This window comes from Pseudomonas sp. 06C 126 (assembly GCF_001855215.1).
GTDB classification, from domain to species: Bacteria; Pseudomonadota; Gammaproteobacteria; order Pseudomonadales; family Pseudomonadaceae; genus Aquipseudomonas; species Aquipseudomonas proteolytica.
In genome coordinates this window covers 57,495-80,734 of record NZ_MIFU01000034.1, presented here as the reverse complement: position 1 = coordinate 80,734, position 23,240 = coordinate 57,495, and the positions used below count along the sequence as shown (strand labels likewise).

The following is a 23,240-nucleotide window of genomic DNA, read 5'->3' as shown; positions in this document are numbered from 1 at the left end:
CCTCACGCTTGCATTTGGGTATTGGCGGCCGTCACGGCGTCGCCCAGCATTTTCCAGTCATCCAGGCTGCTGTCGACCTGCAACGCGGTGGCTTGCAGCAGCGCTTTGGCCGATAGCCCACTGGCTTTGCAGGTTGCCTGACAGCGGCGCACCCAATCCACCTGGGCCATCGACTTGGCAATGGCATCGGGCAGGCGCGCGGTGAGTACTGCGACCTCTTCTGTCGACCAACCCAGTAGCCGAGCCAGCTCCAGATTGGCGTCGGTGGCGAGTTGTTGACGGATTTTTTTTGTCGGGCGCTTCAGCACGGGGTTGGCGAGGCTGAAGTAGCTGAGCAGGGTGTCTTCGGGTTTGTCCTGTGCATACAACCAATGACTCAAGCGCTCGAACAGGTACAGATCCGCCAGGCTGGGCTCGCTGTTGGTGAGTGAGTAGTCGCCCAGCCACTGGGGATTGCAGACAAACAGGCGTAACGCGCGGTTGCTCAAGCGCAGTTGCACAACGATTTCAGCGTGCCGGGTAATGCGTTGGACCTGCTCTATCAGCGCGTTATCGTTGTCTTGGGCATCGAGCAGCACGGCATACACCGACGTTTTCGCCCAGTTGATCACGGCCACGGCACGTTCTGCCGGCAGTTGGGCGACTTCTTGGAAAAGATCCGCCAGTAGTTGGGTTTGCCGGTCATGGGCGTTCAGCAGCAGGGCGAGGAGTTGCTGCTTGCTGGACTGCTTGGCGGCATCGCTGAGTTTTTGCGCGGCCAGCAGTGTGTCAAGTGAACGGCTTAACCAAACCTGGGGTTCGTCCACCAGGGTCAACTCACGGTCAAGCCCTGGCAGTAGGCCTGCGGCGTCCAGTATGTGTGCGCCGTTCAGTAAGGCAAGCCAGTCCATTGGCGCATTGTCAGTGTTGTACGCGGGCAGGTTCAATGCCTTGACCTCGGCAGCGGTGACCGCGCTGCGAACGGTATCGGCCTGCAGCGTGTTCAGGCGGGCACGCATATCATCCGTTACAGGTTCGGGCTCGGCGCTCGGGGTTGGCGCGGTGTCCTGTGTAGCGCCGTGAATGTGTACCAACGGTACGGGAGCTCCCAGGCGCTGCTGCAATTGGGCGATGGTTTGATGGCTGTCGGCGAGCCAGTCGAAGGCCCACTGCAACTGCATCAAAACGTCCAGAATATCCGGCGTGTGTACGTTGGCGGGGGCGCGCAGCACACCGCTGGCCAGCGCGGTTCTGAACGGTTGGCCGCCAAGTAGGCCGGCCAGCGTCAGTAACTGGGCAACCGTACAGCCAAAGAGCCTGGCGATACGTGCCTGGCGATACAGCGAGGACACGGTCGCCAGGTCGCGCTTGAGACTGCCCAACAGGCTACGCGTGTGGGCGGCGATCAGCAGGAACTCATCATCGGTCGGCTTCAAGCCCAGGCCCGCGCACAGTTGCAGCACGGTTTTACGCGCGGCGTATGCCGTGTCGGTGACGGTGAATACGCCATGGTCCAGCACCAGCGGCGTGTCGAAGAGCTGGACCGCATTGAACACCTGGTCAAACAACGCCAGCTCATCCCTGACCGTCGTGTAGGGGGTGAGGTAATGCATGAACGCGGCAAACTCCTGAGGGTCGATGCCGTGGCGTTGATTCAGGTGACGGTAGACGCCGAGTGCCCGCAGGGTATTGTCGTTGAGTTGCAAATCCAGGTTTTCTTTACCTTCGGCACGCATGGCACTGACGACCAATGTGTCGAGTTTGCAGAAGGCGATGCCGGTCCAGCGCTGCAGGCGAATCATGCGTTGCAGGCGGTCAAAACGGTCCAGGGAGGTCTTGGTCAGATGCCAGGTCTTACCGTCACCGACTTCCTCCTGTACGAGATCCATGGCGTTGTCGAACTGATTGCGCCTACGTGAGAGGTCTGTGCTGCCCGGCTCGGATCCATCCGTACCCTGGCCGTTGACGTAGCAAGCCCCATAGTGGTTTGCATGGGGAAAAGGGCAGTCCCTGTCGCCGCGCAGGCCAAGGTGTTGAAGGTTTTTGCTGAGGCAGTTGGGCGACAGGCGTACCGCGTAGGTGCGCCGCGACAACAGCATCTCCACTTGCTCGGCGTGTAGCTGCGTATGTTGCATGAAGATGTTGAGGTCGGTGAGCGTGCCGGCATTGGCGCCTGAGATTTCAATGCCGTAGAGGCTTAGGAAATAAGCTTTTTCTTGGGCATTCGCCTGGTATTGCTCATCCAGGCTCAATGTGAAGCGGCGCCTGGCGGTATTGACAGGGGCCGCTATCGTACCCGTCGCCATGAGTGTATCGAATGTGGCGGTATAGCCTGTTGCAGTGGGTACGGGGAGCGTGCCAACGGCCTTGAAGTTAACGCACAGGCTCGCCTGTGACGCCTGTTGTAGCGAGTTGAATCGGTAAAGCGTGGTGTTATCAGGGGTGGCGTTGGCAAATTGAATCGTCGCGGTATGTGTTGAGGTCTGTCCGGGCTTTCGAAAGGTCAGAGGGACATTATTCGAACCGCTGGCGGCTAACACAGGGACGTTCAATGCCGGTGTGATTACGCCGACATCCGGCTGTCCCGTCGGCAGTAGATAAGCCATCGGGAAAGGAGCATGAGGGCTTAGATGACAGTTGGCCGGACTTTTCCATCCTGCGACGAGGTGAGTGCGGTTCAGGTAAAAATGACTGAATGGCGAAGCTGCGATCAACAGTGCCTGCTGTTGTGGACTCAGCCCATTTAATAATTGCTGGGCCCGCATCGACGTATGTTGCACGGCGCCGTAATGGTTGAAGGCGTTCTGTTCAATCGGCAGCCGGTCGCTGATCTGGTAACTGAGCTCACCCAGCCGAGGTTTGTTTCCCGCTAGGCCCAGTAGGCATTGCTGGTGGTAGTAGTTGTAGGGCAGCTCGAAGGGGTACTGGCGTTCAGTCAGTACCGTGTGCACCGTCTTGTTTTGGTCTGCCGGTACGCGTTGCAGATATTGACGCAGATTAGCGCCCAGCACCTGGTTGACGATCTCCAGCATTGGGCGTGGGGTGAAGGTGCTCTCGTGGGTGATCAACAGCTCCTTGAGGTCTGGCCTACGCCGGTCCAGCAAAAGGCGAGAGGTATCGCTGCTGGTGTTTTCCAGTTGCTTGATGAACACGCGAAGTGCGCTCAGATAGGCGCCGGGTGAGTTGTTAGCGGCCAGAGCTCCGACTTTGCAGAACTCACTCCAGTTTTCCTTGAATAGATTGGCGTAGGTCGGACCATAGGGCACCAGTGCCCTGACGCCGTCGCGCTGTGCCAGCGGGTGGGATGCGCCCGACGACGTCCGGTGTTCGCGGTATAGGCGCGCGAGCACAGAGGCGTAGGCCATGGCGTTGTCGTAGGCTTGCGCACCATTGGCGTTGCTGTGCAGGGCCAACTGTCGGATGAAGTCCGGTCGGGACAATCGAACGATATCGAAGACCGACGTCACGTCCATTACTTTGAGGGCCGCCTCGAACGTCATTTGGCCTTTGACCGGCTGGGCGTCAGCAGCGACTAGGTGCTTGAGCAGAACGTTGCGTGTGCTGGCCATGGGTTCTCATCCGAACGGGAGAAGGGAACTGAGACGTCGAGGTCCAAGGTAGTGGAGAAAAAATCGCTTGTAACCTGTGAAACTTGACAGGTCGCGAGTTTAGCCATTCGTCGTAACTGGTAGATTTCACAGGTGCTGAAGGGGCGCGCATCGGTATATACCGGCGACATCGATGAAGGCGTTAGCGACCGGAGTACCCTGCCATGAGCGACAATCGCGCCAACACCACTGTGCAAGCACGTCAGCCTGACGGTAAGAGAGGGATAGGCCCGCTGTTTTTTTGGGCGACCCCTGATATCAGCGAGCCCAGAGCCAACGCAAGTGTGGGACGGCGTTTTGTCATTAGGGCCAGTGGGTGGGCATTGAGCACTCCGATACATAAATGGAATGTGGAGCTTTTTTATAGGGATAGCGCTGGCAAGCAGCATATGCGCAGAGTCGCTAACTCTTTCACCTCTTATTTTTTATTGGCGCATTGGCGTTCTGAGGTGAGGGCCACCGTGGAAGTTCCAGCGGAGGCAGTTTCCATTATTTCGGTAAGGGTTGAGTTCCAAGCGACAACCTATAGCCCCTGGGCTTATGTAACGCCGGTATTGCAAGTGTTGACGCCTCCGGTCATAACCCGCCCAGGCACGCAGTGGACGCCTTATCCCACCCTTCGCGGTACCGGGGTAACGGGCGCGCAGGTCGATTTATTGCCGCGGTTCCAAGCCGGAATCAGGCTGCCTTTAGGGACCGGTCAAGTGCGGGATGGGACGTGGAGTATTACGATTGGTCCTTGGATAGGCCAGGGAGTTCATGAGGTGTTCGCGCGGCAAACGCTGGGCGGCGAAACGTCTGGTTCTTCCAACTGGGTCAGTTTCGTATTGTTGCTCAAGCCTATGATCACAGGTGTGAGCGTGAGTGTCGGCGGCGTACCGTCCGTCGCAGGGGGAGGCGCCCTGGTGGGCGCGACTATCGAAATCTTTTTTGTCGGTGGGGGTGGTGGTGTCCAACTGACGACCGTGCAATCGGGGGTCACATGGGAGGCGACGGCAACCCGTGCATGGGCCGCAGGTTCGTACCGTATCGTCGCGCGACAGCGCGAGCCGCTGACCGGCGCTTATTCCGACTGGTCGGATGAAAAAATAGTTACCGTGGCACCCGCCCCGCCAGGCCTCAACAATCCTGGCCTGGTTACGGTTGCCCGGCCCATATTGAGCGGGAGCGGTGTGAGCGGCGCGCTGATCGGCATTTATCAGCGGGGCTTCAATGTGCCGTTTGCTACGACGGTCGTGCAGCAGAGTAGTTGGAGCGTGCTACTGACGAGGGACCTCTGGTCGGCTGATCCCCTGATTCTCGAAGCAAGGCAAACAGTGAACGGGATGACTTCAGTATCGGCACCTGTGAGCTTCACCGTGCTGCTGGTGCCCGTGATCACTGAGGTGACGGTTTTAGCCGATGGTCGGCCCATGGTGAGTGGCAGAGGTCTTTCGGGGGCAACCATCGAGGTTTTTCATACCGGTGGTGGAGGCGGGGTTCAGTTGAGCGCGACGGTACAAGCGCAGGGCACATGGTCAGTCACTGCAAACAGCCCGTGGGCCGTGCAGGCCTACGAAATTACGGCAAGACAGGTGGGTAAGAACCCTCAGCACGCGTCCTGGTGGGCGCGGGACATAAAGTTCACCGTCCGGCCGAGCAAGCCAACACTCAGTCAACCACCCCATTCGGCGCTGCCCTCGCAGGTGCTGACGATCAGCGCAGTGCATGCCAAGGCGGGCCATGTGACGGTTTCCCGGGGCGCCACCGTGGTTGCCGGCACCTTCTCGGGGACAGGGAGCACGCGTCAGTTCACGCCCACACTTGCCTGGCCGATTGGCGCTCAATCGGTGAGCGCGACGCAGACCGTCGACGGTTTTGTATCGGATCCCAGCGACAGTGTGACCTTCAATGTGGTGTTTGCAGCACCGACGGTGCTTTATCCAGCACAGTACGGGGTTGTCGATATAGGCGATTCGTTTTCCGGGCAGCGAGGCTATGTTGGGCCAGGATCCAGGGTCGTGCTGTACGCCGGCAATATTGACCACGAAGTGGGCTCGGCCATCCCTGATGCCGATGGGAATTGGACTTCAACGGCGTTATCGCTGCAGCCGGGTGAGCATACGCTTCGTGTGTATGTCCAATGGCGAGGCTTGCTCTCCACCCTCCTGGAGCGTCGCTTTTACAGTCGACCGCCCAAACCGGTGCTGCTGGAACCCGTTATACCTAGTCCCCGGCAGTCGTTGCAAATCAGCGGGGTCCTGGCTGGCGCTACGCTGAAGGTTTATAACGTCGCAGGTCAGGTGACGGGTAATGTCATCAGTGGCTCTCGCTATCTGTTTACGCCCGCTCAAGACTGGACGCTGGGAGAGCAATCGGTATGGGTGACCCAGCAGGTGGCAGGCGTGACGTCTAATCGAAGCGATGACGTGACCTTTTTCGTCAGCCCGCTGGCGCCGGTGATCAATGAGCCAGTGGATAAGTCGCACCAGCCGTTCGAGGTGCATTTGAGCGGCACTTGTCGCGTGGGGGCGACTGTTTATGTACTCGCCATCGACGGTAATATCCTGGTCAAGGCGCAGGTGGATGGGAATGGCTGGATAGCCCGGCACCGCTGGCAGGTGCCCGGAGAGGCACGGGTGCAGGTCATGCAGGTGGTCAATGATGTCGACTCTGCGAGAAGCCCGGCCCGTGCGTTTTTTATCAAGCCTGACCCGCCCTCGATTGCGCTGGTGGCCAACCCGGCAGCGCCAGCCCAGACGCTGCAGATCAGTCATGTGTATCCGAGTGCCGCGACCTTGCAGATGCTTAGGGACGATGACACGCCAATTCCGGGTATTTTTACGGGAACCGGCAGTGAGCGTGTGTTTACGCCGGCCCAGGATTGGTCATTCGGTAAACATACGGTAAAGGTGTTCCAGGTCGTTAATTCGGTTGCCTCCGACGCCAGTGAGGCCCGAGTGATTTGTGTGCAACCGCTGCCTTTGACGATCATTCAGCCGCCGAACCCGGCAGACGCCACGCAGGCGCTGACACTGGTCGGTGTTCACCCGGCGGTCGAGAATGTGAAGGTGTTTCTCGATGGACATCATGTTCCTGGCATCTTTACCCGCTACGGTGAGACCTACACCTTTGTGCCTGACCTGGACTGGGCGCCGGGAACCAACAAGGTCTGGGCGACACAGGTGGTCAATGACACAGAGTCCTTGCCCAGCGAGATGTGCGTGTTCTCGGCCAGACCCTTTACAGTTCAATTCGATACGCCCCAAGAGGGAGGCTACTACGAGCAGGATTTCGAAATGACAGGGCGGTGTCATCCGAACGCTCTGGTCAAGGTGTTGAACCTGGACGGCAGCGTGGTGGGGAGCTGGCGGGCCATCGGTACCCTCTGGACAGGAATCTATCACTGGATACCGGGGTTCAAGCAAAAGCGTGTTGTGCAAGTCGTCAATGGCGTTGAATCCGCTCCGGGGCCGGTTCGTCATTTTTATATTTCATTGGCTGTTCCCCTAGTTGGAAAACCCGCCCATCCTGCCGAATCGGATCAAATGCTCGAGATTACGGGGCTCTATTCCGAAGCGGTGGCCGTGCGTGTCTACAACAAGGGGCATGCAGTGACCGGGCACATGACAGGGAGCGGGTCTTCTCGCCAGTTTGTGCCTGCACAGCCCTGGCCTCATGAGAATCGGATCACCGTGACCCAGCAATTGGGGGATATCGTTTCCAACCCCAGTACGCCGGTCGATTTCATTGCTCGCCCGCCCGTCCCGCAACTCATTGCCCCGGCGGAGGGCGAGTACTACCCGCTGAAATTTGAGTTGAGCGGAACGGGCGTATCGGACGCTACGGTGGTACTGCTCGACACCGATGGCGAGCGCATTGCATCTTGGCCGGTGCAGGGCGGTCAGTGGTATGGCATTCACACTTGGTCGGCACCCGGGTTCAAACACAAGCAGCTCATGCAGGTGCGACAAGGTATTGAGTCCCGCCCAGGGCCGGTGCGTGGGTTCTATCTGCGTCCTGATCGCGTTGAAATTCTTCCTCCAACCAACCCGGCCATGCCAGCCCAGGCCCTTACGGTTCGTCATGTAGGTAGCGGCAACGTGCTGCTGGCGATGTTTGATGAGAACGATCAATCCGTACCTGGCGTGTTTTCCGAAGAGGGTTCGATTCGGCAGTTCATTGCGTCTAAAAACTGGGCGAAGGTCAATCAGGTTTATGCCGTTCAGACAGTCAATGACGTCATGTCCGAGCCCAGTGAGATGTGTCGCTTCGACGTACGGATCCAAGCGCCAATCATCGAGTATCCCCAACATGATCAGGTCATTGATATCGGAGCCATTCTTTCCGGCAGTCGTGGCTGGCCGGGCATAGGTGCGTCTGTCGTGGTAAGCGATCCGCTCACCGGCGTCGAAGTGGCGCACGCCGTGCCCTTGCCTGACGGGCACTGGACAGCGCATGAAGCACTACCTCACGGCCCGGGAGTCCATGAAATTGTGGTGCGGGTGTATTTACAGGATTTGGTCTCTGAGGAGGCCCTTCGGACATTCCGAGTCAGGCCACCCCGGTTGGCGATTGTCCCGCTGGCTGAGACAAACAACCTGCGGCAAACGCTGTTGATCACGGGGGTGTATTCGGCAGGCGCGACCTTGAATCTGGTTGATGAAAACGGGCATCAGGTTTCCGGAACGTTCGTGATCGGGGATAAGGAGGCAGTGTTCTCACCTGATCAGGACTGGCCGTACGACGCAAACAAGGTGACTGCGAACCAGGTGGTGGAAGGCGTTGCGTCTGTAGTGAGCGAGCCCTGTGTCTTTATCGTGATTCGAGAACCGGTACCCGACGCACCGTATTTCGAACTGCCGCTAGCGGGGTCGCAGTCGTCGTCCCGTCCGCTTATCCGCATAAAAGGCCTGCCTGGGGCGCTGGTAAGCCTACGGGGTGAGGGTGAGCTGGTCCTGCACGGACAAGTGACCGAAGAGGACGGGACGCTCGAATTCGTCATCGAAGAACCGTTCAAACCAGGCCCCGTGGCGCTTCAGGCCAAACAGCAGAAAGGAACTGGGCCGCAATCGCCCTGGAGCGAGCCGCATACCTTTCACGTAATGCCTCGGCCACAAACGCCGGAAATCAGGACGCCTACACACAACAGCCGCGTATCGCGCAAACCACAATTCACCGGCACCGGGGTGACGGGGGGGCAATTGTTGCTACGCCATGTCAATGATCTGAGTAACGTGCTGGCGACGATCCCGGGTGTCAGGTCCTGGCGATGGAGTGCTTCGGCTGATTGGGCGTTAGGGCGGCACGGGGTTCAAGTGCAACAGGCTGTAGATGGGGACACATCCGAATGGTCGGCTGTACGCGAGTTCGAGGTGGTAGATGCGCGGTATCTGATTGATAAGATCAGCCCGGTGTCGGCTCAACCCGTTGTCAGAAAAGATGAGGGAGCATTGCTACGTTTTCAGGTGCTGAACGCTGAAACCGAAGAAGGTCAGGCCGGGCTCCAAGTGCGTTGGGTCGTTGATGGGGAGGAGGCTTTATGGTCGATCACCACCACCGATAGATTCGGATGGGCTGAATACCTCTACCGGCCACAGACTGAAGGTGTGCATCAGGTTATCGCTGATATGACTGGCGAAAACGAAGGCGTTGTCACCCAGGTCGGGTTCACCGTTACTGCGCTTGAGGACAACCCATGGGATCAGCACTTCGTACTTTATCTAAACCACAAGACTGTTGATCTGGCCTTTGCCGGCCTGCAACTGCGGCGTGGCAGGCGGTATGAATTGGAGCTGGAAGTCAACGAGGACAGTCCGCTGTTGGGCTCGACCGTCACGTTGGAAGACTTTGCCGGCGCACAAGCCTTGGGCCTGGTGTTTTCTCCACCCTTGGGAGAGCCACGCAGCGTTGAGGGGCAGAGTGTGTCCTGGTCCGTCACCTCGTTGTTGGGTGACGAAGGGCATTTCGGGTTGAAATTGATGAGCCCCAGCCTGCCGGATTGGTACCTGCAGGGAAAACTGCTTTCAGACGACCTGGGGGATCTGGTAGAGGTCAGACTGGATGCGTTCCGTGGAAAATCCTTCGGCGAGCCCTTGCTTTTGTGTAGGGGGGCAACGCACACGATCCTGGTGGTGCCTGAGGCTGATACCGAAATTATCGGCAAGGAGGTGACGCTGGATTGGTTACCCGATGCTGCCGATCACGGCATGATCCTGCAGCCGGTCGGTCATACTGCGCGGGTCATGGAGCAAGCCGGGCTGACTTGGACGGTGGATTGCTCCGAGGCGAGTGCCGATGTGAATGCCGGGCTGGAAATGAAGGTGGCCGCCTGGGATGTCACCTCCCGGGTGTTGCCGATTGGGCTGGCGCATAACAAGGGCACTGTCTCGGAAACCTACGGGCCGGTCCAAATGGGTGGAACTGCAGAGTACTATTACAAGGGTATGCGTGTTGCCTCGGCGTTTACCGGAGAAATCCTGCCCAGCTTTCCCGTGACCCTCACCAAAGATGGGGTGGTGTATCACCAGAAAACATCCCGCGATGGTTGGGTCTATACCTCTTATTATTCGGGCCAGAGCGCGTCGTTAAGTGTGAATAGTCCCTACGACCAGCAGTAGAACCGAACCCAATGGCACAGAAACAGGTGTAAAAAAGCCACGCTACCGATTCAGGTAGCGTGGCTTTTTTCAGCGCAGGGTGCTTACTGCACTTCTACCGCCAGGCTCTCACTGATCTTTTTCTGCCAGATGGCAGGGCCAGTGATGTGGACCGACTCGCCGTTGCTGTCGACAGCCACTGTGACCGGCATGTCTTTGACGTCGAACTCGTAGATCGCTTCCATGCCCAGTTCGGCGAAGGCCACCACACGCGATTTCTTGATGGCTTGCGCCACCAGGTAAGCCGCGCCACCCACGGCCATCAGGTACACGGCCTTGTGGTCCTTGATTGCTTCGATGGCGGTCGGGCCGCGCTCGGATTTGCCGATCATGCCCAACAGGCCAGTCTGCTCGAGGATCTGGCGGGTGAACTTGTCCATCCGCGTGGCGGTGGTCGGGCCAGCCGGGCCAACCACTTCTTCGCGCACCGGATCGACCGGGCCGACGTAGTAGATGAAGCGACCCTTGAGGTCTACCGGCAAGGTTTCACCCTTGTTCAGCATCTCGACCATGCGCTTGTGCGCCGCGTCGCGCCCGGTGAGCATCTTGCCGTTGAGCAGCACGGTTTCGCCCGGTTTCCAGCTCTGCACGTCTTCCGGGGTCAGGGTGTCGAGGTTGACGCGGCGGGCCGACGGGCCGGCTTCCCAGACGATTTCCGGGTAGGCGTCCAGCGGTGGCGCTTCCAGCGAGGCCGGGCCGGAACCGTCGAGCACGAAGTGTGCGTGACGGGTGGCGGCGCAGTTGGGGATCATGCACACCGGCAACGAGGCGGCGTGGGTCGGGTAATCCATGATCTTCACGTCGAGCACGGTGGTCAGGCCACCCAGGCCCTGGGCGCCGATCCCCAGTTGGTTGACCTTCTCGAACAGCTCCAGGCGCATTTCTTCGATACGGTTGGAAGGGCCGCGCTTTTTCAGCTCGTGGATGTCGATGGATTCCATCAACACTTCCTTGGCCATCACCGCGGCTTTCTCGGCGGTGCCGCCGATACCAATGCCGAGCATGCCCGGTGGGCACCAGCCGGCACCCATGGTCGGCACGGTCTTGAGGACCCAGTCGACGATCGAGTCGGACGGGTTGAGCATGGCCATTTTCGACTTGTTCTCGGAACCACCACCCTTGGCGGCCACGTCCACTTCCACGGTGTTACCCGGAACGATGGAGTAGTGGATGACCGCTGGGGTGTTGTCCTTGGTGTTCTTCCTGCTACCTGCCGGATCGGCGAGGATCGAGGCCCGCAGGACGTTTTCCGGCAGGTTGTAGGCGCGACGCACGCCTTCGTTGATCATGTCGTCCAGGCCCATGGTGGCGCCATCCCAACGTACATCCATGCCGACGCGTACGAACACGGTAACGATCCCGGTGTCCTGGCAGATCGGGCGGTGGCCGGTGGCACACATGCGCGAGTTGATCAGGATCTGGGCCATGGAGTCACGGGCGGCCGGCGATTCTTCGCGCAGGTAGGCCTCATGCATTGCCTGAATGAAGTCAACGGGGTGGTAGTAGGAAATGAATTGCAGGGCGTCGGCAACGCTCTGAATCAGGTCGTCTTGCTTGATCACGGTCATGAGTCGCGCTCCTCTATAAGGGAACATTCAATAAAGGTGGCTTCAGATGGGTGTATCGGTCGCTGGAGCCACCTTTTCCAAGGCACGCCGGGTAGTGCTGGCGCGACGCTAAAAAGGCGCGGCAGTATAACCCGGCGCGGTGGCTGATACACCCGACGATGGTCATGAATGGCCGGCTCGATTTAGCTGTAGGAGCGAGCTTGCTCGCGAAAAACGTGAATCTGGTGGGTTTCGTCAGGCAGCCCGCGTTATCGTTAGCGACATTCGCGAGCAAGCTCGCTCCTACAGCTGAAGAGTTTTATGCCTGAACTGCACGTCGGCGCACGCCACTGGTCGGTCTCCACCGGCAGCAATCTGCTGGATGCCTTGAACCAGGCCGGTGTGGCTGTGCCCTACAGCTGCCGGGCGGGGAGTTGCCATGCCTGCCTGGTGCGTTGCCGGGGTGAGGTCGAGGACAAGCAACCCGACGCCCTGAGCCCGGCCCAGCGCCAGGATGGCTGGCGCCTGGCCTGCCAGTGCCAGGTTACAGGTGATGTGCAGGTTGAGGCCTTTGACCCATTGCGCGACGGCACGGCGGCCACGGTACTGAGCGCGGACTGGCTGCACCCGACGGTGCTGCGCCTGCGCCTGCAACCGGAGCGAGGCCTGCGTTACCGAGCCGGGCAGCACCTGGTGCTATGGGCGGGTACGGTGGCGCGGCCTTATTCCCTGGCCAGCTTGCCCGGGGAAGATCCGTTCCTGGAGTTCCATCTCGATTGCCGCCTGCCCGGCGAGTTCAGCGATCTTGCCCGGCAGTTACAGGCCGGTGATCAACTGCGCCTGGGCGAATTGCGCGGTGGGGCGTTGCACTATGACCCGGACTGGCAATCCCGGCCGCTGTGGCTGCTGGCATCCGGCACTGGCCTGGGCCCGTTGTGGGGCGTGTTGCGTGAGGCCTTGCGCCAGGATCACCAGGGCGTCATCCGCGTGATTCACCTGGCCCATGATACGCACGCGCATTATCTGGCCGAGCCCCTGGCCCAACTGGCCGCCAGCCATGAAAACCTCATCGTGGAGCTGTGGACAGCGGCGCAGTTGGCCGGTGCTTTGGCGCAACTGCGGCTTGTTTCCCGGCAAACCCTGGCCTTACTCTGCGGGCATCCCGGCAGTGTCGAGGCCTTTTCCAAGCGCCTGTTCCTGGCGGGCTTGCCGCGTAATCAACTGCTGGCGGATGTGTTCCTGCCCCGTGGTTGAGCGCCTATCTGCGAGACTCACCATGACCGATGCCATTGTGCTGCAACGTGACCGTGGGCTGCTGATTCTGCAGTTCAATCGCCCCGACAAGAAAAACGCCCTGACCCGCGCGATGTACCACCAGTTGGCCGCGGCGTTGGAGCAGGCCGATGCCGACAACACGGTCAATGCGGTGCTGATCCAGGGCAGCAGCGAGTGTTTTACCGCCGGCAATGATATCGGCGACTTCCTGCAGCAACCGCCCACGGACCTGGACAGCCCACCGTTCCTCTTTATGAAGAGCCTGCTCAATTGCCGCAAACCGGTGATTGCCGGTGTGGCGGGCGCTGCAGTGGGCATTGGTACCACGCTGTTGCTGCATTGCGACCTGGTGTATGTCAGCCGTGATGCCCGGTTGCGCATGCCGTTTGTCAACCTGGGACTGTGCCCGGAGTTCGGCTCCAGTCTGATCCTGCCGCGTTTGCTTGGGCATGCAAAGGCTGCCGAATTGTTGCTGCTGGGCGAAGGGTTTAGCGGCGAGCAAGCGGCACAGTGGGGCATCGCCACGCAAGCGCTGGACAGTGGTGAGGCAGCCTTGGCCAAGGCGCGGGAGGTGGCCGAACGCTTCGAGACTCTGGCGCCGGGTGCAGTGCAAATCAGCAAGCAGTTGATGAAGAGCGTTGATCGCGAGCAGTTGCGCCAGGTGATTGAGGAGGAGGGCGCGCTGTTTACCCAGCGGTTGAGGTCGCCGGAGGCGATTGCGGCGTTGTCGGGGTTTATTGCCCGGCGCTGAAATCGAAGCGCCAGTGCAACCACCCCCTCACCCTGATTAGAAATGCAAAAGGCCCTGTCACTCACATGACAGGGCCTTTGCTTTCAGCAGGTCACTCAGACCATTGGGTCGCCAACGTGCAGGATCTTCATGCCGTTGGTGCCGCCGATGGTGTGGTAGCTGTCACCCTTGGTCAGGATCACCCAATCGCCTTTCTCCACGACGCCACGCTTGAGCAGTTCGTCGATGGCAGCCTGGCTGACTTGCTCAGGCGGCAACGACGCCGGGTCGAACGGTACGGTGTACACGCCACGGAACATGGCCGCGCGGGCCTGGGTTTCGCGGTGCGGGGAGAACGCGTAGATCGGGATCGAGGAGCGGATGCGCGACATGATCAACGGGGTGTAGCCACTTTCGGTCAGGGCGATGATCGCCTTCACACCCGGGAAGTGGTTGGCGGTGTACATGGCGGCCAGGGCGATGCTCTGGTCGCAGCTTTCGAACACCTTGCCGATGCGGTGGCTGGAGGTCTTGCTGGTCGGGTGCTTTTCAGCGCCGACGCAGATCCGCGCCATGGCCTGGACCGCTTCCAGCGGGTACGGGCCGGCGGCACTTTCCGCCGAGAGCATTACGGCGTCGGTGTAGTCGAGCACGGCGTTGGCCACGTCGGACACTTCGGCACGGGTTGGCATCGGGTTCTGGATCATCGACTCCATCATCTGGGTCGCAACGATCACCGCTTTATTGTGGCGGCGTGCGTGCAGGATGATTTTCTTCTGGATGCCGATCAGTTCCGCGTCACCGATTTCTACGCCGAGGTCGCCACGGGCAACCATCACTGCGTCGGACGCCTTGATCAGGCCGTCGAGGGTTTCGTCGTCGGCCACGGCTTCAGCGCGCTCGATCTTCGCGACCAGCCAGGCAGTACCGCCGGCTTCGTCGCGCAGTTGGCGGGCGTATTCCATGTCGGCAGCGTCGCGTGGGAAGGAAACGGCGAGGTAGTCCACTTCCATTTCGGCGGCGAGCTTGATGTCAGCCTTGTCTTTCTCGGTCAGGGCCGGTGCAGTCAGGCCGCCACCACGACGGTTGATGCCTTTGTGGTCGGACAGCGGGCCGCCGATGATCACGGTGCAGTTCAGCTCGGTGACGGTGGCGGTGTCGACGCGCATGACCACTCGGCCATCGTCCAACAGCAGTTCGTCGCCGACGCCGCAGTCTTTCACCAGGTCCGGGTAGTCGATACCCACAACCTGCTGGTTGCCTTCGGTCAGCGGATGGCTGGTGGAGAAGGTGAATTTGTCACCAATCTTCAGCTCGATGCGCTTGTTGGCGAATTTGGCGATCCGGATCTTCGGACCTTGCAGGTCACCCAGCAGCGCGACGAAGCGGCCATGCTTGGCGGCGAGGTCACGTACCAGCTTGGCGCGAGCCTTGTGCTCGTCCGGGGTGCCGTGGGAGAAGTTCAGACGGGCAACGTCCAGGCCAGCCAGAATCAGCTGTTCGAGGACTTCCGGCGAGTTACTGGCCGGGCCAAGGGTGGCGACGATTTTGGTACGACGGACGGACATGCACGGACTCCTGAGTTCTAGCGCTGGGGAAGGCTACTATGCTCTTTGGCTGTAGTCATTGTTCGTTTGCACTACTTATTATCGATTCGCTTGTTTTCACTCTAAGGAGCGGGACGAACAACCCTGAAGATTTTCGCCCAAGGGTCGATACACTGCTCAAGACAGGAGAACACCCCATGCGAGTTTTGATCATTGCTGCCCTGGCCGTCAGTGTTGTCGGCTGCACCCGTTGGTCGATGGACCATCATTTGAACAATGCCTACCGTGCCTACAACGTAGGCGACTGCGAACGGGTCACCCTGGAATTGTCCCAGGTGGACCGCGAGAGCCGCTCACGGCGCTACGTGCAGCCGGAGGTCTCGATGCTGCGTGGGCAGTGCCTGGAGCGGCAGAAGTTGTTTGTGGACGCGGTGCAGACGTATCAGTTCATCATCAGCCAGTACCCGTCGAGCGAATACGCGTTCCGCGCGCGTGCACGCCTGGATACGCTGCAACAACTGGGGCATTACCCAGGTGCAAGCCCCGCACGAGCAAGGCCAGCTGCATTGTGATGGTGTCTATCATTTCATAGCTGGTCTCTTGCCGGAGTTGGGCTATCCTTTGGATGTCTGTTTGTACAACTTTCAATCCAAACAGATGCAATTCTCGGATTCGGCGGCGGTAAAGTGCCAGGGCGGAGGTTGCTGTCCCACCGAGAACCATGGAGAGTGGGGTGTTGTTGATAACGCTCCGGTCCGAACCACTGAACGGCCAAAATCATGGCCATTGGATGGCATCATGTTTACCAATCGACGGATTGAGCGGCACCAGTTGCCTTGTTGCTTGCAGGTGTTCAACCGCTTCACGGACAAACCCATCGGTTATCTGGGGAATATTTCCAGCGAAGGCCTGATGTTGGCCAGTCAGCTACCGATGATGATCAACGTGGATTTCGAGCTGTGCTTGAAGATCCCCGGGCTTGAGGGAGATGTGCATGCAATTGACTTCACTGCCAGGTGCCTGTGGAGCCGTGAAGACATCAACCCTCAGCATTATGATTCGGGTTTCATGCTGTTACAGGCACCTGCCGAGTACGGGCAATTGATCCTGGCACTGTCGCAGTACTTCAGTTTTGTTCCCCAGCAGGCCTCGGCCTAGCGCGACGAACGTTGTCGGCCCCGTGCTGATCGTTGAACGGATACCTGTACCAGGTGCACCTTCATAGCACGCCGCCTTTTTTCCAGCCCAGATAACGCGTTACCAGATCCGCACCCAAATCCGACGGGTGAGCATCCAGTACGGCGAAGCCCTGTGCCTTCAGACGGTCATGGAGTTCTTCCCGGGCGTTTAGATAGTCGACGCTGGCGCAGTAGGCCAGCGCTTCCGGCAGGGTTTGCACAGGGGCCTGGCGCAGATGATCCAGTACTTCTTCGCGCAGGCTTGCCACCAATACCCGATGCTGGCGGCTGATGCGCTTGACCGCAGTCAGCAGATCCTCGTCGTCCTCATCACGCAGGTTGGTCACGACGATCACCAGCGCTCGACGTTTCTGACGAGCCAGTAACTGATTGGCTGCGGCCTGGTAATCGGCCGCGCGCCGGGTGCTGTCCAGGTCGTAGACCGCGTTGAGCAACTGGTTCAGTTGGCCACTGCCCTTGACCGGTGCCAGATAGCGCGGCTGGTCACAGGCGAAGGTACACAGGCCCACCGCATCGCCCTGGCGCAAGGCCACGTAGCTGAGCAGCAGACAGGCGTTGAGGGCGTGGTCGAAATGCGACAGTTCGCCGTCCTGGCTGCGCATACGCCGGCCGCAATCGAGCATGAAGACAATCTGCTGGTCGCGCTCATCCTGGTATTCCCGGGCGATCGGCGTGCGTTGCCGTGCCGTGGCTTTCCAGTCGATCTGGCGCAGGCTGTCACCCTCGCGAAATTCGCGCAGTTGGTGAAACTCCAGGCCCAGGCCGCGCCGCTGGCGCTGACGTACACCCAGTTGGCTGAGCCAGTTGTCTACCGCCAACAATTGCGCACCGTACAGGCGGGCAAAATCCGGATAGACCCGCGTGTCATCCTGCAGTGGCAGTAGGCGTTTTGCGGTCCATAATCCTAGAGGGCTGGGGAGGTGCACCTCACAACGCTCAAAGCTGAAGTGCCCACGGCTCAAGGGGCGCAGGCGATAGCCCAGCTCGCTGTGTTCGCTGGGACGCAGTGCGATGGACTGCGGCAGGTTTTGCACGCTCAACCCATCCGGCACATGATCAAACACCTCCAGGGCCAGGGGGTGTGCATAGTCATGCTCCAGGGTAATCCGCACTTCGCTCCAGCGCCCCAGCGCCAGGCTGCCCGGCATCTGCCGCCGCAGGCGTGGCGAGGGGCGGCGTTTGAGGCGGACAGCATCGAGCAATGCGAGCAAAAGCAGCGCCAGGAGCAGGCCCCATGCCACGGAGTGCAGGGCGGCTGGCACCTTGAGTTGCAGGGCCATGGCTGTTCCGAGGGCGATGCCCAGACCCAACAGTACCGCGAGCCAGGCCAGCAACAGGCGAGTGGGTCTCATGGGCAAGTCACTGGCGCGGCGCCGGCACTTGGTCGAGCAACTGGGCAAGTACCTGATCGACTTCCAGCCCTTCGATATCCAGCTCCGGGGCGATGCGTACCCGATGGCGCAACACCGCCAGCGCGCAGCTCTTTATGTCGTCCGGGATCACGAACTCGCCACCACGCAGCAACGCCCGGGCGCGGGCACCTCGCACCAGGGCTATGGAGGCGCGGGGACCGGCGCCAAGGGCCAGGCCGGGCCAAGTGCGGGTGGTGCGTGCCAGGCGCACGGCGTAGTCAAGCACCTGTTCATCCAGGGCCAATTCACTGGCGACCTGCTGCAGCATCAGCACATCTTCGGCCTGGAGCACGGTGCGCAGTGGCTGTACGTCGAGCATGTCGGCGCGGGAGGAGCGGGTTACTTCACGCACCATCTCCAACTCTTGCTGGGCGTCAGGGTAGTCCATGCGTACCTTGAGCATGAAACGGTCGAGTTCAGCCTCCGGTAGCGGGTAAGTGCCTTCCTGTTCGATGGGGTTCTGGGTGGCCAGCACCATGAAGGGTTGGCCGATGGGCAGGGCTTCACCCTCCAGAGTGACCTGGCGTTCCTGCATGGCTTCGAGCAAGGCGGCCTGGGTTTTCGCTGGGGCCCGATTGATCTCGTCAGCCAGCAGCAGGTGGGTGAACAAGGGGCCCTTGCGCAGCTTGAACTGCTCGGTGTGCAAGTCGTACACGGCATGCCCTGTAACATCACTGGGCATCAGGTCCGGGGTGAACTGGATGCGCGCGAAGTCGCCGTCAAAGCAGCGGGCCAGGGCGCGTACCAGCAAGGTCTTGCCCAGGCCCGGGACCCCTTCGAGCAGCACATGGCCGCCGGCGATCAGCGCAGTCAGTACGTCATCGATCACCGCATCCTGGCCAATCACCGCTTTGCGCAGCTCGGTGCGCAAAGCCTGGGCCAGTTGGGTGGCTCGCCCGGTGTCGAGGGGGGTGGATACATCCACTGGAGAGTCGCTCATAGGGCATTCCTGAGGGTTTGCAGGCAAGCCACCTGGCGGCTGAAGTCGGCGCTGGAGAGCCGCTTTGCCGGGAGAGGGCCGAGGGCCTGGCTGATAATTGAAGACGGTTGGCGGGTCAGGCGTTCAAGTACCTGCCGTTGGCCGTCGGTATCCAGTTGCTCGAATCCGGGGTGGCGGCGACGCGCGGTGCGCAGGATGTCACGCTGCAAGGCTTGCAACAGGCTGTTTTGCCCGCTGCGGCGCAGCAGGAAATCGGCACTGGCATTCAGGTGTTCCTGTAATTGGCGGCGGGCTTTCGGGGCGGGCGCCCGGATCGGCCCCAGGCGTATGCCGGCACGCCACAACCCCAGCAGAATCAGGGCGGCAAGTGCCACCAGGGCCTGGGGGAAATACCGCAGCAACAGGCTGAACAGGTTTTCGACGTCGGTGTTGGACAGTAGGGTTACATCGCTGCCCTGGGTCAGGTACCAGAGCAGCCAGGCGTTGTCGTGCAAGCCGATGGCCGGGGTCTTCCACAGCTCGCTGTCGGTGATCACGGTCACGCGGCCATGCCCGAGGTTGAGTTGCATCAGGTGACTGGACTTGGCGCTGTTGGCCGAAAACTGGGCCAGGTGCCTGGGGTCGATCAGGGTGTAGTCCGTGTCGAAACTGAAAAACGCCGGTGCGGTTTCGTTATCGACATACAGGCGTGTCAGGTCAGGTTTCTTGCCCTTGCGGGCGCTGGGCGGCTGATCGAAGTCATCGCTGAAGGCCTGGCGCAACTGCAGGCGATCAAGCAGCAGGTCGCCGCTGTCCTGGGTTTCTTCATCCCATATGGCTTCGGCCACCAACAGCAGATGGCCGCCGGCCTGAGTCCACTCCAGCAGTTGGTCGACCTGGTGCGGGGTCATGTTGCTGCGCTCGCTGAGCAACAGCAGGCTTGTGCCCTTGGCGGGCAGGGTGGCCAGGCGCTCCAGGCTGAGGGCGTGTTCGACGGCCAGGCCTTGCTGGCCCAGGAAGTGCTCTGCAGCCAGGTAGGGGTTGGCCTGGGCTTCGGGTGACGGCCCGCGGTCGACCACTTCGTTGTAGGGAATCGCCTTGTGCCAGGCGTAGAAGCCCCCGGCTGTCAGCAGGCAAGCCAGGATCAGCCCGAACCAGATCAGCGGCCGGTTCATTGCGCGGCCTCGCTGTCGAACAAGCTGCGCCAATCTGCGCAGAGCTGTTGCTGGGCCGGGGCAGGCGGCACGCGATGGCCGTAGGCGAGGTTTTGCCAGTGCCGGGTCAGGTCGTCGCTGAATGCCAGCAATTGCGGCTGCTGCAAGTGGCGCACACGTTCCAGGACCTGGCCTTCGGTGTCGGCGTTTTTCAGTGGCAGGTTGAAGTCATGCAGCAGCCGGCTGAGCAGGCCGCGATACAGCAGGCCAAGGGCCTCGCGGGGCTTGGTGGCCCACAGTTGTTCGGCGGCACCGGCAATGTCTGCAGGCAGGGTTGCCACGCCCATGTCCAAGCCGAACAGCTGGGACGGCTCGGGCTGCTCCGCCTTGGGCCGCGGGGCGCGGCGACGGCTGACAAAGGCCTGCAGCCAGTCGCGATAACGCCAGGCGAGCAGGGTAATCCCGGCGATCAGCAGGCCCCAGAGCAGTACCTCCATCACCAGGGCCAGGGACTTGAATGTGTCGCTGTTGAGGTTGTTCAGAAAGGATTCAAGCCAGGCAGGCAACTTGGCATCGGCGCCGGGCTTGGTTTTGTTGGCGCCCTGGTCCTCGCCGAAACGGTAGCGGGTAACGGTTTCCGGATTCTTGAACGGGGGTTGTTCCAGCAGGTGCTTGATCGATTGGCTGGCTTGCGGCGTGCTCAATGGTTTCGAGTCGACCGGTGGATTGGCCATGGCCTGGGGCGTTGGCGCGATCACGAGCAGGCCGACCGCCAGCAGCAGGACGGCCACTGCTGCTTCCAGGCGCTGGCGCAGGCGGCGGAACACCAACTCCAGGTCCCAGGCTTCGAGCACGGTACGCCGGTTGAGGTAGAGGCTGAATCCACACGCCACGTAGATGGGCTCCCAGAACACCAGGATCAGGGCGTAGAAGGCATTGCTCAGGTGCTCCAGCCATAGCCAATCCTGGCTGCTGGCCAGCGCCAACTGTTGCCAGTCCCAGTCCAGTTCTACCTGTTGTGGCAGGAACAGGTAGAACAGCGCCATCAAGCCCACCCATAGCGCCGTTTCCAGGTGAATGCCGATCAGTGTCAGCCAGCGCGCCGCGCCAGCGTTGCGCTGTTGCAGGATCCCCAACCGTTGTTGGCGGGCCAGGCCTGCGAGGCCTTCGAGTTGCACCACGGGCATGGTAAAGCTGCGACTGAGGCTAAAGCGCCTCCAGGTCAGGCTGGCCAGCAGTTGCCCCTTGAGCAGGTGCGGCCATTGGCGCAGCGCCTGTTTGAGCGTGGGCGTCTGGCCAAACAGCGCCTTGGACAGGATGTACAGCGGCAAGCGCTCAAAGGCCGGTTTCAACCACCAGAACACCAGCACGGCTACAGACGGGTAATCCCACAGCACTACGCTGATCAGGATAAATATTGGCAGGCTCACCAGGGCCCAACTGCTCATCAACAGCACGCGGTGCTTACGGGCCAGTAATACCCCCAGGTCCATGGCTTCCCACGAGGAGCGAGGACGAATCACCACGCTGGCGTCACTCAGGCGCATGACGACTCCTGCCGGCGAACACCAGATAGGCGATCACCAGCGCCCAGAGTGAAGCGCCCACCAGGTATTTGCCCCAGGGCTGCACGGCGGTGGTGGAGGACCAATAGGCTTCTATAAAAGCTGCGATAAGCAGCAATACCATCACGCCGCAGATCATTTGCACGCTCTTGCGGGCTGCCAGCCGCAATGACTCACCCCGGGGCAACGCTCCCGGAGCGATCAACGCCCAGCCCAGCTGCAGGCCTGCCGCGCCGGCCAGGGCAATGGCTGTCAGTTCGAAGGCACCATGGCCGATGACAAAGGACCAGAAGGTCTGCCCGTAGCCGATTTGTGTCAGGTGCCCGGCAACGGCCCCGATCATCAGGCCATTGAAAAACAGGAAAAACACGCTGCCCAGGCCGAACAGCAAGCCGCCGGCGAAGGTCTGGAATGCAATGCCGATGTTGTGCATGACGTAGTAGCCGAACATCATCCAGTCCTCACTCGATGCCCGCTCGGCCGCGCGCCCCAGGCGACTGGCGTCGGGGTCGTACATGCCTTGCATCTCGGTCACTTGCTCGGTACTGACGATGGTGTAGATCAAGTCGGGGAACAGATAGACCAGCAGGCCAATGCCGACCAGGCTGCCAAAGAACAACAGGCTGGCCACCAGCACGAAGCGCCATTGCTCGCGCACCGTCCGGGGAAAGTCGGCCAGCAGGAAGCTCAAGGTCTTGGCGCCGAGCTGGCTGCGATGGCGGTACAGCTGTTGATGGCCGCGCAGAGCCAGTTGTTGCAGCGGGTCTACCAGGTAGCTGCTGTAGCCGCGCTCCTGCGCCAGCGCCAAGTGTTGGCACAGGCGTCGGTAATCATGGGGGAAGCGCGTCAGGTCGTGGGCCTTGGCCTTGCCTTGTTCAAGCAGTGCCAGTTGCGCGGCAAAGGCTTGCCAGTGCGGCTGGTGACGGGTTTCGAACAGGCTTTGTTTCATGTCGGCCCCAGCAGGCCGCGGGCCACGCCATTGAGCTGTTCCACGGCGCGTGCCGGGGAAACCTGCAAGGGCGTGGCCAGAATCGCCGCCAGCTCATGGGTCCGCTCGGCGGACAGTTCGCCCTGGCGTTCGGCAAAACCCAGGATTGCGCGCTGCTCGTTCAACTCAAGGGCAAAGGGCAGGCGCAAGGCCGGGGCCTGGGGCAACTGGGGGCGAGCCAGGGGCTGTTCGCGGTAAACAACCAGGGTACCGGCTGCGATATCACCCAGGCGCTTGAAGTGGGGATGTTGCAGGCAACTTATGGCACCGAGGAAGTAGCCGAACGGCAACATATCGACAAAACGCAGCAGGTTGCGGATCAAGGACGCGGACCAGCCAATGGGCGTGCCGTCATCCTGCACCACGCGCAGCCCCATGACCTGCTTGCCCGGTGAACAGCCTTGGTTGAGCACTTCGAAGAGCACCATGTACCACCAACTGACGAAAAACAGCAGGATCGAGCCGAGGCCGATGCCCAGGTTGCCGAGAAACGCCAGGGCGATGAACAGGATGCCGAGGATCAGGCCGCGCAGTCCCAGGTCGAAACCGAATGCCAGTGCCCTGGGCATCAGCCCGGCGGGGCGCAAGGGCAGGTCTATACCTTCCGGGGTCTCGATCTGGTAGCGAGTGTCCAATGGGGCGGTGGGCATTGCGTTCCCTGGCAGTGCGGTGTGGCTGG

14 protein-coding genes are annotated in these 23,240 nt (G+C 60.7%); 5 read left to right on the top strand and 9 right to left on the bottom strand.

From position 1 onward, the window contains the following. Positions 1–2: 2 nt before the first annotated feature. Positions 3–3,479, bottom strand: a complete 3,477-nt coding sequence (locus tag BHC62_RS05705) for a Tc toxin subunit A (RefSeq protein WP_256324278.1) — start codon at positions 3,477–3,479, stop codon at positions 3–5. A gap of 272 nt (positions 3,480–3,751) precedes the next feature. On the opposite strand from BHC62_RS05705, the gene BHC62_RS05700 reads away from it, so the two are divergent. Then, a complete protein-coding gene (locus tag BHC62_RS05700) occupies positions 3,752–10,186 on the top strand; it encodes a hypothetical protein (RefSeq protein WP_070994446.1) in 6,435 nt (2,144 codons plus the stop codon). Positions 10,187–10,269: 83 nt separating this feature from the next. Here BHC62_RS05700 and BHC62_RS05695 read toward each other — a convergent pair whose 3' ends face one another. After that, positions 10,270–11,793: a fumarate hydratase gene (locus BHC62_RS05695; protein ID WP_070994445.1), complete on the bottom strand. Its 1,524-nt coding sequence runs from the start codon at positions 11,791–11,793 to the stop codon at positions 10,270–10,272. A gap of 300 nt (positions 11,794–12,093) precedes the next feature. On the opposite strand from BHC62_RS05695, the gene BHC62_RS05690 reads away from it, so the two are divergent. Together BHC62_RS05690 and BHC62_RS05685 are read left to right on the top strand one after the other, a co-directional pair. Then, a complete protein-coding gene (locus BHC62_RS05690; RefSeq protein WP_029295450.1) occupies positions 12,094–13,026 on the top strand; it encodes an iron-sulfur-binding ferredoxin reductase in 933 nt (310 codons plus the stop codon). Positions 13,027–13,048: 22 nt separating this feature from the next. Further along, positions 13,049–13,798 (top strand): enoyl-CoA hydratase, encoded by a 750-nt coding sequence (locus BHC62_RS05685; protein ID WP_029295453.1) that lies wholly within the window; start codon positions 13,049–13,051, stop codon positions 13,796–13,798. Between the two features lie 95 nt (positions 13,799–13,893). Here BHC62_RS05685 and pyk read toward each other — a convergent pair whose 3' ends face one another. Beyond that, positions 13,894–15,345 carry a pyruvate kinase gene (gene pyk, locus BHC62_RS05680; RefSeq protein ID WP_029295454.1) on the bottom strand — a complete coding sequence of 484 codons (1,452 nt, stop codon included), beginning with the start codon at positions 15,343–15,345 and terminating at the stop codon, positions 13,894–13,896. A 176-nt stretch (positions 15,346–15,521) separates the two neighbouring features. Here pyk and BHC62_RS05675 point away from each other — a divergent pair, with 176 nt between their 5' ends. Together BHC62_RS05675 and BHC62_RS05670 are read left to right on the top strand one after the other, a co-directional pair. After that, a complete protein-coding gene (locus BHC62_RS05675; protein ID WP_029295455.1) occupies positions 15,522–15,896 on the top strand; it encodes a hypothetical protein in 375 nt (124 codons plus the stop codon). 226 nt (positions 15,897–16,122) lie between these two features. Beyond that, complete coding sequence (locus BHC62_RS05670; protein WP_070994444.1) at positions 16,123–16,482, top strand: PilZ domain-containing protein; 360 nt, start codon at positions 16,123–16,125, stop codon at positions 16,480–16,482. Positions 16,483–16,543: 61 nt separating this feature from the next. On the opposite strand, the gene BHC62_RS05665 is transcribed toward BHC62_RS05670, so the two are convergent. Genes BHC62_RS05665 through BHC62_RS05640 form a run of 6 tightly spaced genes read right to left on the bottom strand, consistent with a single transcriptional unit; the run spans position 16,544 to position 23,211 of the window. Beyond that, positions 16,544–17,875 (bottom strand): DUF58 domain-containing protein, encoded by a 1,332-nt coding sequence (locus BHC62_RS05665; protein WP_070994443.1) that lies wholly within the window; start codon positions 17,873–17,875, stop codon positions 16,544–16,546. Between the two features lie 7 nt (positions 17,876–17,882). Beyond that, on the bottom strand, positions 17,883–18,875 hold the full coding sequence (locus BHC62_RS05660) for a MoxR family ATPase (RefSeq protein ID WP_070994442.1): 993 nt from the start codon (positions 18,873–18,875) through the stop codon (positions 17,883–17,885). Then, entirely contained in the window at positions 18,872–20,029 is a 1,158-nt protein-coding gene (locus BHC62_RS05655; RefSeq protein WP_070994441.1) for a DUF4350 domain-containing protein, read from the bottom strand. Before BHC62_RS05655 ends, BHC62_RS05660 begins: the two co-directional genes overlap by 4 nt. Beyond that, on the bottom strand, positions 20,026–21,555 hold the full coding sequence (locus tag BHC62_RS05650) for a DUF4129 domain-containing protein (protein WP_070994440.1): 1,530 nt from the start codon (positions 21,553–21,555) through the stop codon (positions 20,026–20,028). The genes BHC62_RS05655 and BHC62_RS05650 overlap by 4 nt, the downstream gene beginning before the upstream one ends. Further along, positions 21,542–22,522 (bottom strand): stage II sporulation protein M, encoded by a 981-nt coding sequence (locus tag BHC62_RS05645; protein WP_029295464.1) that lies wholly within the window; start codon positions 22,520–22,522, stop codon positions 21,542–21,544. The genes BHC62_RS05650 and BHC62_RS05645 overlap by 14 nt, the downstream gene beginning before the upstream one ends. Further along, entirely contained in the window at positions 22,519–23,211 is a 693-nt protein-coding gene (locus BHC62_RS05640; protein ID WP_032866952.1) for an RDD family protein, read from the bottom strand. Before BHC62_RS05640 ends, BHC62_RS05645 begins: the two co-directional genes overlap by 4 nt. Between the last annotated feature and the right edge of the window lie 29 nt (positions 23,212–23,240).

Excerpts from the sequence above, each read along its gene's own strand:
- BHC62_RS05705 (WP_256324278.1), bottom strand. The coding sequence starts at position 3,479 with ATGACGTTCGAGGCGGCCCTCAAAGTAATGGACGTGACGTCGGTCTTC.
- BHC62_RS05660 (WP_070994442.1), bottom strand. The coding sequence starts at position 18,875 with ATGAGCGACTCTCCAGTGGATGTATCCACCCCCCTCGACACCGGGCGA.
- BHC62_RS05655 (WP_070994441.1), bottom strand. The coding sequence starts at position 20,029 with ATGAACCGGCCGCTGATCTGGTTCGGGCTGATCCTGGCTTGCCTGCTG.
- BHC62_RS05640 (WP_032866952.1), bottom strand. The coding sequence starts at position 23,211 with ATGCCCACCGCCCCATTGGACACTCGCTACCAGATCGAGACCCCGGAA.
- pyk (WP_029295454.1), bottom strand. The coding sequence starts at position 15,345 with ATGTCCGTCCGTCGTACCAAAATCGTCGCCACCCTTGGCCCGGCCAGT.
- BHC62_RS05645 (WP_029295464.1), bottom strand. The coding sequence starts at position 22,522 with ATGAAACAAAGCCTGTTCGAAACCCGTCACCAGCCGCACTGGCAAGCC.
- BHC62_RS05665 (WP_070994443.1), bottom strand. The coding sequence starts at position 17,875 with ATGAGACCCACTCGCCTGTTGCTGGCCTGGCTCGCGGTACTGTTGGGT.
- BHC62_RS05650 (WP_070994440.1), bottom strand. The coding sequence starts at position 21,555 with ATGCGCCTGAGTGACGCCAGCGTGGTGATTCGTCCTCGCTCCTCGTGG.
- BHC62_RS05700 (WP_070994446.1), top strand. The coding sequence starts at position 3,752 with ATGAGCGACAATCGCGCCAACACCACTGTGCAAGCACGTCAGCCTGAC.
- BHC62_RS05690 (WP_029295450.1), top strand. The coding sequence starts at position 12,094 with ATGCCTGAACTGCACGTCGGCGCACGCCACTGGTCGGTCTCCACCGGC.
- BHC62_RS05670 (WP_070994444.1), top strand. The coding sequence starts at position 16,123 with ATGTTTACCAATCGACGGATTGAGCGGCACCAGTTGCCTTGTTGCTTG.
- BHC62_RS05685 (WP_029295453.1), top strand. The coding sequence starts at position 13,049 with ATGACCGATGCCATTGTGCTGCAACGTGACCGTGGGCTGCTGATTCTG.
- BHC62_RS05675 (WP_029295455.1), top strand. The coding sequence starts at position 15,522 with ATGCGAGTTTTGATCATTGCTGCCCTGGCCGTCAGTGTTGTCGGCTGC.
- BHC62_RS05695 (WP_070994445.1), bottom strand. The coding sequence starts at position 11,793 with ATGACCGTGATCAAGCAAGACGACCTGATTCAGAGCGTTGCCGACGCC.